Raw genomic sequence first — 13,131 nt, 5'->3', positions numbered from 1 at the left:
GATCTTGTTATTTAATATTCTGTTAACATAAATCGTGAATAGGCTTGTCAGAGGGTAGTGTATAATCCGCCTGGGAGGAGAATACGCCATGAAAAAATGGAACTCAGCATTTACCGGCCTCGCTATTTCCTATCTGTCCGTTGTTCTGGTTATTGTTCTCTTGCTCTGCTCCGTCTTCTCTGTCTATTTCTCGGGACATTATAAAGAAGAGCTGCGCAGAAGCAACCGGCTGGTGCTGGAGAATACCGCGCGGACTATTGACACCTCGGTGCTTCAGCGGGTTCAGCAGATTTACCTGGAGCTCTCCCTGGACAGAACCTCGGCTCTGCGTTTATTCAGTGACCCTACCTTTCAGCATAATCTCAGTAAAGTGAGCGGGCTGCAAAATCTGCTGAAAACCGAGGTTGCCGGCAACTCCGATCTCATCCAGGCGGTTCATCTGTATGCTCCGCAGCAGCAGGTCATGCTGTCATCGCTGTATGGGCTGAGATACCAGGCTGACCAGGGGGACAGCGCAGCAGCTTTTATGGACTGGATCCGCGGAATGCGTAATAACTCCGGGAGCAGTCTCTGGACTCCGGCCCGCGAAGTGCCTGAGGATATTTACTCCAGCGTGCCGGGCGGCAAGCACAATACGCTCATTACCTATGCCCATAGCTATCCTTTTCAGTCCTCCGGGGCTGAGAGTGATCTGATTGTCGCTATAGATGTTAAACAGAGCGCGGTCAGCGCTATTATTCAGAATATGATGCCCTCGCAATATGAAGGGACTTTTATTGTAGACCCTAACGGCCTGATGGTCATTCCGGATACCTCTTCAGACCAGGTGAGCAGCTATAGCGCAAGTATCAGCGTGCCGCTTGAGTCTGCGGCGGAAGCCGGCAGCTTCGACAGCAAGCTTGGCGGTACTCCCTATGTCATCTCCTATCAGACCCTGCCGGCCGCCGGGTGGAAAATAGTCAGCGCTGTACCCGCCAGCTTTTTTTATGCGCCTTCTAACGGGATGCAGCAGCTGATTGCCGGACTATGCCTGCTTGCCATCTTGCTTGGGCTGTTTATGTCGGGGATTCTGGCCAAAGCCAACTATACGCCGATCAAAAGGCTCGTCGGCAGAATCCGGGACCTCTATGGCCATGCGCCTGAACCTGCGACCAATGAATACAGGCTGATCCATACAGCCTTCACCCGGCTCAGCGAGCAGGTCAGCAGCCTGGAAGAGAGCCTGCAGGCCAGCGCGCCGGTGCTCAAGCATAATGCTGTGTTAAGCCTTTTGCACATGAGCTCCGGCCGGGAGGAGAAAGCCGAGGCGCTTCAATGTCTTGGGATTTCGCGGGCTTACAATCATTATTGCTGCCTGCTTGTGAATACAGAGCGAGCCTGGAGCCATATGAGCTCAGCGCATACCCAGAATATGATGAGCACCATCATCGGAGCGCTGGAGGCCGTCCGCCTGCCGGAGTGCCGGATCATTGCCGAGGAGCTGCCGGATAAGCGGATTGCCGTCATCGTGTGTGCCGGCAGCGCTTCGGACAGTCTGCTGGACCAGCTCTCGCAGCTCATCTCCAGGGAAGGGAGACAGCTGTTTCAGTCAGAAGTCCAGCTTGCCTGGGGCTGCTGGGTGCAGGAGGCTGCCGGCCTCCACAACAGCTATTCTGAAGCACAGCTTTTGATGAAATATGCTTACTTTCTCCCGGAGCAGTCTGTCCTGAAGGGCAGCAGCCTGCTGGAGCGGGAAAGCAGTCTGGATGAAATTCCGCAGGCGCTGCTTGTTAAATTCAAAGATAAGCTGCAATCCCGCCAGCTGGATGAGCTTGCAGCCATTGTCGCGCAGCTCGTCTCCGCCATGCGGGAAGAATTATATCCGGCGGATTATTGCCACTTTATTCTGGGAAATACCGTGTTTGTCTACTCGGATTATCTGAAAAGCGTCCGTTATAAGCCCGGTGATCTGTATCAGCAGTATATCGGAATGCCCGACATTCTCAGCTTTCAGAGCTGGCTCACCGGCTCACTGACTGACTTTGTTAATGAAACAGACAAGCGTAACAGCGATAGGGCCGTATCTGCCATTGAAGCGGCCAAGCAGTATATCTCGGAGCATCTGGCCGGTGATCTGTCACTGGACGCCGTGTCGTCCAAGGTGTATATCAGTCCGAAATATTTAAGCAGACTCTTCAAAGAAGAGCTTGGAATCACCTACACCGACTATGTCACCGCCCGGCGGATGGAACATGCCAAAGCACTGCTTGAGAAAAGCAGCATGACCGTTGAGCAGATCGCAGGCAGCGTGGGCTACGGGACGGCGGCTTATTTTATCAAACGGTTCAAAGAAATGTACGGCTGCACCCCCGGTAACTATTTGCGTACCCTTAATGAGGGTTAGTCCGCAAGCGGCCGCCGGCATAGCTGACAGGAGGAACACCCGGATGAGAATGAACAACCGTTGGAGTGCCATTCTTCTGATAATACCCGTTATCCTCACAGCTCTGGGTCTGCTCAGCGGCTGTGATCTGCGGGGCGTAACCGATGTAAATCGGTCCTCTGCTTCGGCACAACAACCGGCTGCTGACGGCAGCGCAGATTCTCCTGCCCCAGGTTACACGATCTCGTGGACGATGCATCAGAACCTCCCGGTCCCTGAGGATGCGGCGGTGGTCCGTGAAGTGGAGCAGAAATTCGGCGTCGATCTCGATGTCTGGAATCTGGAAAACAACAAATATGAATCCCTGCTTGAGCTAGAGCTGGTGCAGGGGGCGGTTCCTGACCTGTTTCGGATCAGGCAGACCCAGGATCTGCTGAAGTACCAGCAGCAGGGCGTGCTGGCGGAAATTCCGCAGGAGGTGCTGAGCACCTATGCGCCTAATATCATGAAGGCGATCCGGGAGAATGCGCCTGCTTATCAGAATTCAGGCATCATTAACGGTGCCTACTACGGCATTCCCGTTGTTAACCCGACTAACATCTACCGGATTCCTGTTGTCTACCGCCAGGACTGGCTGGATAAGCTTGGCCTGTCTGTACCTGATACGCTGGCTGATTTTGAGAAGGTGATTTATGCGTTCGCTAATGGGGACCCGGACGGCAACGGCGTCAAGGATACGTACGGTCTGTCGCTGGAAGGGATGAATGTTGTCTTCGGGGCGTTCGGGCAGATTGTTTTTGCCGACCAGCTCTATTTCAGCAGGCAGGATCAGCAGCTGGGGATCGGTGCCCTGCAGCCGGAAATGAAGGAGGCGCTGCGCTATTTGCGCAAGTGGTATCAGGACGGCGTTATTGATCCGGAGTTTATCACCGGGGAGAATAAAGGCGGCTACAAGCATCTCTCCCATGCTTTTATTAACGGCCGGATCGGCATGACCTCCATGGGCAACTACTACCACTGGATTCAGAACGGGGATTATTCCACATGGACAACGGATGAGCTGGGAAAAACCGTGGAGACGCCGGTTGCCGCCACCTTTAACGTGAAAGAGCTGACCGTCAAAAATCCGCAGGCGCGGATTGTATTCGGCCGGCCGGTAAGCGGGCCTGACGGCAAACGCGGCTCCAAAGCCTACGATATGCTGATGAGCTTCACCGCCATCGGTGCGGATGCCGTGAAGGAGCCGGGCAAGCTGGAGACCATCCTGCAGATTCTTGACTACGTCAGCGCCAATCCCGACCCGCAGGAAGACACAGCAATGAAATTCGGCATTCAAGGGGAGCACTGGGAGTGGGCAGACAGCCTGAACAGAGAGGTGGTGGTGCTTCCGCCGTATGACCAGACCTTCAGCTATCAGAATACCATCGGCGCCGGTCTTGGCATGACGGTCCCGGTTATGCCCGGCGACCGCAGGGAGCAGTGGGCGGCGACGCTGGGTCTCGACCGTGACGGGATTTACAATGCCCTGGAGGTCGCAACGCCCTCCCTGGTCAAGAACGGGCCGGAGCTGATTCAGCTGCGGAACGAGGCTTACATCGCCTTCATTACCGGCGAACGTCCGCTTGAGGCGTTCGACAGCTTTGTTAAGGAATTTATGGCAGCGGGCGGGGCTGAGGTGCTGCGGGAGGCGAACGGACTACCAGAATCCTAACAGATAGCCAAAAGCCCATACATGCAGTAACGGTAATACGGCCAGCGTAGTTGTAATGTGCATATTCAGCTTTTGTTCTGTTGAGATATTGGTTACACCTCTCCACCGCACTAATCTTGTCATGAGAATATGAAGGAAAAGAATGAAGAGATTAAGGGCCACAAAGAGATAACTTTTGAAAAATTCCTTAGAATCATGTATACCAAAAGCATAAAAATCAAAAGCTTTATCGTTATGGTAGTCTCCATACAAGCTTACGGGCACACTGATAATTAACAGCGCTGTAGTCATACGCAAACACCATTTTAATAGCCTCAAATGGTCATTGCCCCCGGCTTTATTGATAATTAACCCGGCAATGAGAAAGAGGATTACACCAGCAGCTACGATAAAAATTTCTTTAAAATCCATCACAACGCTCCGATTCATCAGTTAGGCTGATCATTATACGGCAGCCGCTGTTTCTTGTATGTGCTACACCACATAATCAGCCATAATCTGCTCGATATCAAACGGAGTCAGACCCTGCTCCACCGAGAATACAGTATCGGCATGGCGCGGCGATTCGGCAAGCTGTCCCCGGGCTTTGACATGGAGCATGAACAAATCGTACAGATCCGGCTTTTTAAGCGAGGGGTCATCGCTTTGCCGATCAGTACCATTCCCTTTTGGTTACCCTCCACATTATTGTAGTACTGGGGGGCTCTCGTCAGCGACAGATCGGTCCAGATGACCGTCCGTTCAACCAGATCCAATATAACAGGGATTGCTATTTGTGTATCGGCTGTAACGTCAATCTTATTGGCTACGGTCGAAGGCTCAAAAACTTCGCCCGAGCCGGGCTTCTTCCGCATCATCCAGCCGGCAAAGCATTCCGGCAAATCACAATACGGCTGCTCCGTGAAGGCATTCAGCGACGCCACCACATATCTTCCGCCATATTCGACGATAGAGGGAATATGCAGATCAATGAACTCGCAGGCCCCGTGAGGCGCCGAGACAATATCCCCGCTGTGCGCTGCCAGATAGTTGGACGAGCGCAGATTGGTATAAGAGATATGCTCCACATAGTTCCAGCTCTGATCATACATGACCGCAGACAGGTCAATATCGACCCGGCCTGTAGAAACCCCGTTAACCTTCCCCTCTTTCCACCAGCTGAAAAAGCGGATCGTATCCCCTTCGCCCACCGGCAGCCGGCTTCCCCGGACAAGCGTATGCAGTGCTTTGCTGGCCGATCTCTGGGAAAAGGGAACATGGTAGCTTTTTAGCCGCTCATCCACATATGTCATTCCTAAAGGCGGCAGCGCCGCGAATCGCCCGATCAACGCCTGCTCACATACGTTTACAATGTCCTGGCAGACTCCGGCATCAATCTCCGGCAGCGTATCAGGGACTGCAAAGGCTTTGGCGACATTTCCTTTCGGAAAAAAGACGCGCAGCTCAGGCGAATCCAGCCGATGGGCAAAATGGTTCTTCACCTGCAGCAGCACCGGAGTCGCTACCTGCCCCGCCACCTCGCCAAAGGCCAGCACAACGTAATCAGTATGCTCCGTAGAGCGCAGCAGCTGATCCAGTCTACGCGCGAATTCGCCCGGACGTTTGATCAGCAGATCGAGCGCATCCCAGACCTGTTTGTACTTTATCGCCAGCTCCACACTGCTGTTAAAGGTTGCAAACGGCTTGTTATTCCGCAGGATATCAAAGGCTTCTTCACAGCGCATATATCGCTGCTTGTATTCAGACGGATGCAGGATTTCACCCAGGCGGATCCAGCGTTCCTTATATCTCAGCATATCCTCGGTAACCGGATGACACTGCTCAAGTAACCCAAGCAGCAGACGGCGTTCGCTGCGCTTGAATTTACGGAAACGCGCCGGCACCGCCAGGCTGACATCGCCGTCCGACCACGCCGCAGCGAGGCGCAGCACATCGGTCGCTGTTTTGAAATACCGGCCCAGCCGCGCCAGATCAGCCTTATCATGCCTCAATAGCGATGATGCCACAAATGAGGCATTTTCCTTGAACGGGATTTCCTCCGGAAGGATTTCATCCAGCTCCTCCGGTTCGAGCGCCGCTATCACAGCATCAATATCGTCTTTATCGGCTGCGGAGATCGAGCCTTTGGCCAGAATAAGCCGGCGGATCATCGCGAAGAAATCCTCGTTGCTTCCAAGCTCGATCACCTTCAGCTTTCCCTGTTCCTGCAGCGGCGGTCTCTTTACGGCCCCATCGTATTGTGGAAGATCCCACGTATAGTAATGGTACATGGCGTTTAGGTACAGGATGGCATCCTGCTCCAGCATCACCTGCTCCGGAAACCCGGGATACATCGGTACATATTTTACATGCGCACCAACCATTACTTTTAAATCAGCAACCAGCTGCTGGTACAGCGCCTCAAATGCTTCCTTCGTCAGCTCACGCACCGCGCGGAACAATGCAGGAGACAAGGCAAAGCCCAGCGCTTCCAGATTGCGGGCCGCCGCCGCCAAATACCCTTCCGGCAGCCGTCCGTTCCCGTTATTTTGATCAACAATGATCTTGCGGGCTCTTCGTAAGTAAATCGAGTTTATTTTCATAGTAAAAGTGTCCAGGAAAGCCGTATCCCTATTTAGAATCATCCTCTGGGTATAGAAGGAAGGAATACGATAGCCTGGACGCCTCCTCTCTGGATAAGCATCCTTCAGGAAAGCAGCGGCCCTATGTCATTTACAGTGAGTTAGAAGGAAGGACCGCAATAGCCTGAAGTTCAAGCGTCCCGGATTCCGTGAACCCGGCCGTTTGATGTGCTTATCATCGCATACGGGGAGGCGTGTAAACAGGGCGGAAGTATTACGAGAGTGGGGAATACGGGGAAAATTTGTTCCTTACAGTATTTTTATAACTCCAAAAGCTGCTTTAGAAAACTTTCCAGGATGGCATAGACCGGATCAAACAAACTAAGTGGAAAATCGCCACCTAATTTCAGGGGAAACCAATGAATGAGGATAATAAATGGAAAAAGGCTACTTAGTTCTGCTCATTTTAGGTATGCGGAGTGCTTGCGGCCCAAATAAGTAGCGATTGTACACCTAATGCTTATAAATCTTAAGAAACTGCAGATCTAAGTAGCAAAAATCCAACTAAATTGCTGGGACCCTCCGTTTTACCGTATTAAATGAATCTATGGGTAGCCCGCCGCTTTTACGGCACAGTATACTAACCGCCTAATGTCCTCCCGTCAAGAAAAAATTAGCGAATAAACGGAAGTGCAGGTAACTCCCCATTAGAGTTCTGATAAAAGAAGTAATCCCGCAGAATATACGACCTGTCGGCTTTTTCCAACACCTGCATCGTCTAGTACAATTTAGCCCAGGATGATCATTAGGAAAGGAGAACCCGCATGCACAGTGTGGACAAAATCAGATTTACGCTCTTTTATGGTGAAACTCCTCAAGCAGACAGTTACGGCTACATGGAGCTCAACCGGGAGGGGAACATGATTGCGCTCTATACCAAAGACGGAGAGGAAATGGACATCTATGGCGGGCATGAATTCGTCAGGGTAAGTACACTCGGCAGATTCGATGACCGGGATCGTGACAACTTCTACTCCTTATTAGAAAGGGATGGGGTAGGCTGAGCTATGCAGCAGCCGGTAAGCAGAAAAGGCCATCCCTTCCGGGACGGCCTTTAACCCTATATCCGTACGATAAATCAGAACGGGTTCGTAGCAATAAAGCTCGCTGTCTTCACATACACACGCGGGTTCAATTTCAGCTGGTCGATAATGAACTCCGCGATATCCTCAGGCTGAACGAACTTCGCGTCATTGTTCTCTTTGATCAGGTTCAGGTCCAGCGCCAGATCTGTAGCAATGGTGCTCGGCGTCAGCGCCGATACACGGATGTTGTTGCGGCGGACCTCCTGGGCCAGCGATTCGGTCAAGCCGATCATGGCGAATTTGGAGGCGCTGTATGCACTGGAGGTGGCTGCGCCGTTAAGTCCGTTAGTTGAGGAGATGTTGATGATATCTCCGGCATTCTTGTCGATAAGCTGCGGCAGTACGGCACGGGTTACATAATAGGTGCCCATCAGGTTGACGTCGATCATGCCCTTCCACTCTTCCGGGTCCATTTCCAGCAGTGTGCCAAACGTAGCGATCCCTGCGTTGTTAATCAGAATATCCGCAGCTCCCAGTTCGCTCTTGAGCGCTTCAACCGCTGCATCTACCTGTTCCTTGGAAGAGATATCAGCAACAGCAAAAGCGGCCTTAACTCCGTAGCCTTCAATCTCAGCAGCCAGTGCCTGCAGTGCAGCTTCACTTCTGGCCAGCAGACCTACGCTGACGCCCTCCTTGGCAAGCGCAACAGCGGTTGCCTTTCCGATTCCTCTTGCAGCTCCGGTTACGATTGCTACTTTTCCTTGCAATGATTGTGCCATGTAAGCAGGCTCCTCTCCAATCTTCTTTTAAAAATCCTCTCCTATTATACTATGTCCGCAAAGCCGGAGCTAAATGCTCCAGTTGATATTGACAACTTAAAATGGTCATAAATGCCATCAATCCAAATTTAATTTACCACTTTTTTATTGACACCGGTCCCGATTGCATATATATTGTTCGATAATGAGAATCGTTATCAAGTATTGCTAAATATACTACATAAAGGATGGGGTCACACCAATGAAACACATGAACATAGCAAGGAAGTATACGTTTAGAACACTGCTTGCTCCGCTTGCGCTAACCCTTGCGCTGGTAGGCTGCGGTAACAACAATGCATCAAATAACGCTGCTTCCCCTACAAACGCTGCGGCTACAACTGCACCAGCTGCTACAGAAGCTCCTGCTGCTACAGAAGCTCCTGCTGCTACAGATGCATCTCAATATCCGATTACCATCAAGACTGCGCTTGGCGAGGCTGTAATTGAGAGCAAGCCTGAGCGTGTAGTTACTATTCAGTGGGCCAACCATGACGTCGCGCTTGCACTTGGTGTTGTTCCTGTAGGCTTCTCTGCTGCGAACTTCGGCGTTCAGGACGGCAGCGGGCTGCTTCCTTGGACCAAGGAGAAGCTGGACGAGCTGGGCGTAACGGAACCTAACGTGTTCCAGGATACAGACGGCCTTGATTTTGAAGCCATTTCCGATGCAGATCCGGATGTTATTCTTGCCGCATACTCCGGTATTACGCAGGAAGATTACGATACCCTGAGCCAGATCGCTCCGGTTGTCGCTTACCCGACTTCCCCTTGGACAACCACATGGCGCGAGCAGGTTCTGCTTAATGCTGAAGGCATGGGCATGAAGGCAGAAGGCGAGCAGCTGATCAAGGACACTGAAGATATGGTAAAAGAAAAGCTGGCCGCCTACCCGCAGATTGCCGGCAAAAAGGTTGTATGGGTGAACTTCTCCGCTGACGACCTGTCCCAGCTGCACATCTATGCGCCGATTGATTCCCGTGTTGCCTTCCTGTACGAGCTGGGAATGGAATACCCTGAGAGCATCACCTCCCAGATTACCGATCCTACCAGCTACTCTTTGAACCTGAGTGCCGAGAATGTTGAAGCCCTGAATGATGCTGACCTGATCGTAGGCTACGGCAATGACGAATTGCTGAAAGCTCTCCAGGCTGATTCCCTGCTGGGCAAAATTCCGGCTATCGAGCGCGGATCTGTTGCCTTCATTGACAGCGACACACCACTGGTAGCTGCCGGAACGCCTAACCCGCTGTCCATCGCCTACACTATTGATGAGTATCTGGCTTTGATCGGCGGAGCTATCGACAAAATTAATGAATAGTTCTACAGTTTCCGAACAAAAACAGCCTGCCGCGCATACACCGCGCAACTTCACGCTGGTTCTGGTCATCTGCTTCATCCTGCTGGGCTTATGCGTGATAGCCTCGCTGGCCTTGGGCTCGCGGGTGACCAGCTTCCGGGAGCTGATGGACGGGTTATTCCATCCGGATGTCCAGTCCTTCGGGGCTAACGTAGTCCGCAAACGGATTTCCCGCACCGTGTTCAGCTTAATGTGCGGAGCGGCGCTCGGCGTGTCCGGAGCGCTTATGCAATCGGTCACCCGCAATCCTATTGCGGACCCGAGTATACTTGGAGTCAATACCGGCGCCGCCTTGTTTGTGGTGTGCGGGATTGCTTTCCTGAACATAAGCTCAGCCAGCCAATATATTTGGCTGGCTTTGGCCGGAGCTGCGCTGACTGCAGTGTTCGTATTCGGAATCGGTTCAATGGGGCGTGGCGGAGCCACCCCCATTAAGCTCGTTCTGGCGGGCGCTGCCACCAGCGCAGCCCTTTCCTCTTTGGTCACCGCCATTATGATTCCGCGTTCCTATGTCATGGATAAATTCAGGTTCTGGCAGGTGGGCAGCGTCGGTTCAGGAAGCTGGGATAATATCTCCACCTTCCTCCCTTTTCTGATTGCAGGCATGCTGATTGCTGTGCTGACCGCCCCTGCGCTTAATGCGCTGGCTCTGGGGGATGATGTGGCCACCGGTCTGGGTGTAAAGACGGGCTTCCTGCGGTTTATTTCCGCTTTTGCCGGTGTTGTCCTGTGCGGTGCGACAACTGCACTCGCGGGGCCTATCGGCTTCATCGGACTGCTCGCCACTCATGTAATCCGCCTGATTCTTGGCCCTGATCTGCGTTTTGTTATTCCCATGTCCGCGATTGCGGGCGCTATTATTCTAACCGTGGCCGATGTCATCGGCAGGCTGCTGGGCAGTCCCGGAGAGCTTGAAGTCGGCGTAGTGACAGCGTTCATCGGAGCACCGATATTAATCCTATTAGCTATGAGATCGAAAGTGCGGTCCTTATGACAAAACATCCAACTTCAACTGAATTCATTATGGCAGGCAGGCGGCTCAGACGCCGCCGCTGGATACTGGTTACAGGCCTGCTTGCTGTGCTGGCCTGCTCGCTCTGCATCGCTATGCTGCTGCTGGGGAACACCATCTATCCGCTGTCCAAGGTTCTCCGGGCGCTGTCCGGGGAGCAGCTCAAGGGTGTATCCTTTGCCGTCAATACGATCCGCCTGCCGCGGATGCTGGCCGGTCTGTTTGCCGGGTTTGCCTTTGGCGTCGCCGGTTATACGTTTCAGACCATGCTGCGTAACCCTTTGGCTAACCCGAATGTAATCGGCATTACATCGGGTTCCAGTGCAGCAGCTGTGTTCTGCATCGTCATTCTGCATGCCGGCGGGGCTGTGGTCTCTTTTGCCGCAGTGATTGCCGGTCTGGCTACCGTCATTCTGATCTATTTCCTGTCACGGGGAAGAGCCTTCTCGATCGGGCGGCTGATCCTGGTCGGGATTGGTATACAGGCGATGCTGGATGCGGTCATTTCCTATCTCCTGCTGATCAGCTCCGAGAAGGATGTGCCTACAGCAATCCGCTGGCTGACCGGCAGTCTCAACGGCTCGCAGTTGAGCGAGCTTCCGCCGCTTGTCCTGACGGTGTTGATCTGCGCACCTGTCATTGCCCTGCTCGGTAAGCACCTGGATATACTGGAGCTTGGAGAGCAATCCGCGTCTTCGCTCGGTGTACATACCGACAAAACGCGAATCCTGCTTATCGTAGCCTCCGTTTGCATGATTGCGATTGCTACCGCTACAACAGGCCCGATTGCTTTCGTCTCCTTCCTTGCCGGACCGATAGCCAAAAGACTGGTCGGTGTCGGCTTCTCCGGCGTTATCCCGGCAGGGCTTGTCGGCGTTGTTCTGGTTCTGGCTGCAGATCTGATCGGACAGTTTGCCTTCGTAACCAGGTTTCCGGTTGGGGTTATTACCGGGCTGCTCGGAGCGCCGTATCTGATTTACCTGCTGATCCAGATGAACCGGAAGGGAGAACTATAATGAATCAGGCGCATACTTTTCAAGTCGAACACCTCGTAGCAGGCTATGAGAATAAAACGGTCATCCAGGATGTCAGCCTTGTGCTGCCGAGCAGCAAGATCAGCGTCATTATCGGCTCGAACGGCTGCGGCAAGTCAACGCTCCTGAAAACGATGGCCCGGTTAATCAAGCCTTCCTCCGGTTCCATCACCATTGACGGAAAGCCGCTTGCCAAGATCGCCTCTAAACCCCTGGCCCGCATAGTTGGAATGCTGCCGCAATCACCGATTGTCCCGGAAGGCATCACTGTCGCCGATCTGGTCGGCCGGGGAAGATTCCCGCACCAGTCGCTGTTCGGAGGCTGGAGCAAAAAGGATTATGAGGCCGTGGCTGAAGCGATGGAGATTATGAAGATTACGGAGTTCGCCAATCATCATATTGATGAGCTGTCCGGCGGCCAGCGCCAGCGTGTATGGATCGCCATGGCACTGGCACAGCAGACGGACATCCTGTTCCTCGATGAACCGACAACGTTCCTTGATATCACCTACCAGGTCGAGATTCTGGACCTGCTGACCGATCTGAACCGCAAGCACGGCACTACCATTGTGATGGTGCTGCATGATATTAACCTGTCTGCACGGTACGCCGACCATATCTTTGCCCTACATTCAGGCAAGCTGGTCGCTGAAGGCATGCCGGATAAAGTCATTACAAGCACTCTGGTTAAGGACATCTTCGGACTGGATTGTGCGGTAATCAAGGACCCGGTTGCCGGCTCCCCCATGATTGTACCAAAGGGCCGCTATCATACGGATTATGTACCTGTTCCTTAGCGGCATACGCATAGTCCAAAATAAATAAAACCACCCCGGTTTGATATGATCCCCCTATAGTAGACAGAAAAAAGCAAGCCGTTTAATCTGTCTACTATGGAGGGGATTTTTTATGGGCGAAATGAGAAGAACGTATGATGAGAAGTTCAAGAAAAAGGCAGTTGACCTCTATCTCAAAAAGGGATTGGGGTATAAGAGTGTCGCGCGTGAAATGGGCATTAACGACTCACTGGTTCGTCGATGGGTGAAGCACTTTGAGGCAGAGGGCGTAAAGGGCCTTGGAGAAAAAAGAGGGAAGGCAAAAGGGCCAGGAATGGGCAGACCCCGAACACGTCCTGAAGATCCAGAGGCCAAGATTAAGCGCCTTGAGGCAGAAAATGAAATGCTAAAAAAG

The 13,131-nt window shown here is 52.7% G+C and carries 10 protein-coding genes and 1 pseudogene; 8 read left to right on the top strand and 3 right to left on the bottom strand.

Annotated features, from left to right (window positions below; all coding sequences use genetic code 11):
• Positions 1 to 88: 88 nt before the first annotated feature.
• Together BLR64_RS21405 and BLR64_RS21400 are read left to right on the top strand one after the other, a co-directional pair.
• Positions 89 to 2,383: an AraC family transcriptional regulator gene (locus BLR64_RS21405; RefSeq protein WP_090717254.1), complete on the top strand. Its 2,295-nt coding sequence runs from the start codon at positions 89 to 91 to the stop codon at positions 2,381 to 2,383.
• A 49-nt stretch (positions 2,384 to 2,432) separates the two neighbouring features.
• Positions 2,433 to 4,073, top strand: coding sequence for an extracellular solute-binding protein (locus BLR64_RS21400; protein ID WP_090717350.1), 1,641 nt, complete (start codon positions 2,433 to 2,435; stop codon positions 4,071 to 4,073).
• Here BLR64_RS21400 and BLR64_RS21395 read toward each other — a convergent pair.
• Positions 4,059 to 4,484: a hypothetical protein gene (locus BLR64_RS21395; RefSeq protein WP_090717252.1), complete on the bottom strand. Its 426-nt coding sequence runs from the start codon at positions 4,482 to 4,484 to the stop codon at positions 4,059 to 4,061. The two genes, BLR64_RS21400 and BLR64_RS21395, sit on opposite strands and share 15 nt — an antisense overlap.
• 63 nt (positions 4,485 to 4,547) lie before the next feature.
• Positions 4,548 to 6,655, bottom strand: a pseudogene (locus BLR64_RS21390) (TerD family protein).
• Between the two features lie 803 nt (positions 6,656 to 7,458).
• Here BLR64_RS21390 and BLR64_RS21385 point away from each other — a divergent pair.
• On the top strand, positions 7,459 to 7,698 hold the full coding sequence (locus BLR64_RS21385; protein WP_090717249.1) for a hypothetical protein: 240 nt from the start codon (positions 7,459 to 7,461) through the stop codon (positions 7,696 to 7,698).
• A 74-nt stretch (positions 7,699 to 7,772) separates the two neighbouring features.
• On the opposite strand, the gene BLR64_RS21380 is transcribed toward BLR64_RS21385, so the two are convergent.
• Positions 7,773 to 8,498 carry a 3-ketoacyl-ACP reductase gene (locus tag BLR64_RS21380; RefSeq protein WP_090717247.1) on the bottom strand — a complete coding sequence of 242 codons (726 nt, stop codon included), beginning with the start codon at positions 8,496 to 8,498 and terminating at the stop codon, positions 7,773 to 7,775.
• A 250-nt stretch (positions 8,499 to 8,748) separates the two neighbouring features.
• On the opposite strand from BLR64_RS21380, the gene BLR64_RS21375 reads away from it, so the two are divergent.
• The 5 genes from BLR64_RS21375 to BLR64_RS21355 form a co-directional block, all read left to right on the top strand.
• Positions 8,749 to 9,855, top strand: a complete 1,107-nt coding sequence (locus BLR64_RS21375; protein WP_090717347.1) for an iron-siderophore ABC transporter substrate-binding protein — start codon at positions 8,749 to 8,751, stop codon at positions 9,853 to 9,855.
• The gene (locus BLR64_RS21370) at positions 9,848 to 10,888 is read left to right on the top strand and encodes a FecCD family ABC transporter permease (RefSeq protein ID WP_090717244.1); all 1,041 of its coding nucleotides are present in this window, start codon (positions 9,848 to 9,850) and stop codon (positions 10,886 to 10,888) included. The genes BLR64_RS21375 and BLR64_RS21370 overlap by 8 nt, the downstream gene beginning before the upstream one ends.
• Complete coding sequence (locus BLR64_RS21365; RefSeq protein WP_090717242.1) at positions 10,885 to 11,922, top strand: FecCD family ABC transporter permease; 1,038 nt, start codon at positions 10,885 to 10,887, stop codon at positions 11,920 to 11,922. Before BLR64_RS21370 ends, BLR64_RS21365 begins: the two co-directional genes overlap by 4 nt.
• Positions 11,922 to 12,737, top strand: a complete 816-nt coding sequence (locus BLR64_RS21360; protein WP_090717239.1) for an ABC transporter ATP-binding protein — start codon at positions 11,922 to 11,924, stop codon at positions 12,735 to 12,737. Before BLR64_RS21365 ends, BLR64_RS21360 begins: the two co-directional genes overlap by 1 nt.
• Positions 12,738 to 12,849: 112 nt before the next feature.
• Positions 12,850 to 13,131, top strand: a 282-nt coding sequence (locus tag BLR64_RS21355) for a transposase (protein ID WP_090717237.1), incomplete at its 3' end; no start/stop codon positions are given.

The organism is Paenibacillus typhae (genome assembly GCF_900099765.1).
GTDB lineage: Bacteria > Bacillota > Bacilli > Paenibacillales > Paenibacillaceae > Paenibacillus_AQ > Paenibacillus_AQ typhae.
The sequence above is the reverse complement of the archived record's forward strand: the minus strand, read 5'-3'. Positions and strand labels throughout refer to the sequence as shown.

What these genes read in the sequence shown, in the direction of transcription:
- BLR64_RS21405 (WP_090717254.1), top strand. Translation starts at nt 89, where the DNA reads ATGAAAAAATGGAACTCAGCATTTACCGGCCTCGCTATTTCCTATCTG.
- BLR64_RS21400 (WP_090717350.1), top strand. Translation starts at nt 2,433, where the DNA reads ATGAACAACCGTTGGAGTGCCATTCTTCTGATAATACCCGTTATCCTC.
- BLR64_RS21395 (WP_090717252.1), bottom strand. Translation starts at nt 4,484, where the DNA reads ATGGATTTTAAAGAAATTTTTATCGTAGCTGCTGGTGTAATCCTCTTT.
- BLR64_RS21385 (WP_090717249.1), top strand. Translation starts at nt 7,459, where the DNA reads ATGCACAGTGTGGACAAAATCAGATTTACGCTCTTTTATGGTGAAACT.
- BLR64_RS21380 (WP_090717247.1), bottom strand. Translation starts at nt 8,498, where the DNA reads ATGGCACAATCATTGCAAGGAAAAGTAGCAATCGTAACCGGAGCTGCA.
- BLR64_RS21375 (WP_090717347.1), top strand. Translation starts at nt 8,749, where the DNA reads ATGAACATAGCAAGGAAGTATACGTTTAGAACACTGCTTGCTCCGCTT.
- BLR64_RS21370 (WP_090717244.1), top strand. Translation starts at nt 9,848, where the DNA reads ATGAATAGTTCTACAGTTTCCGAACAAAAACAGCCTGCCGCGCATACA.
- BLR64_RS21365 (WP_090717242.1), top strand. Translation starts at nt 10,885, where the DNA reads ATGACAAAACATCCAACTTCAACTGAATTCATTATGGCAGGCAGGCGG.
- BLR64_RS21360 (WP_090717239.1), top strand. Translation starts at nt 11,922, where the DNA reads ATGAATCAGGCGCATACTTTTCAAGTCGAACACCTCGTAGCAGGCTAT.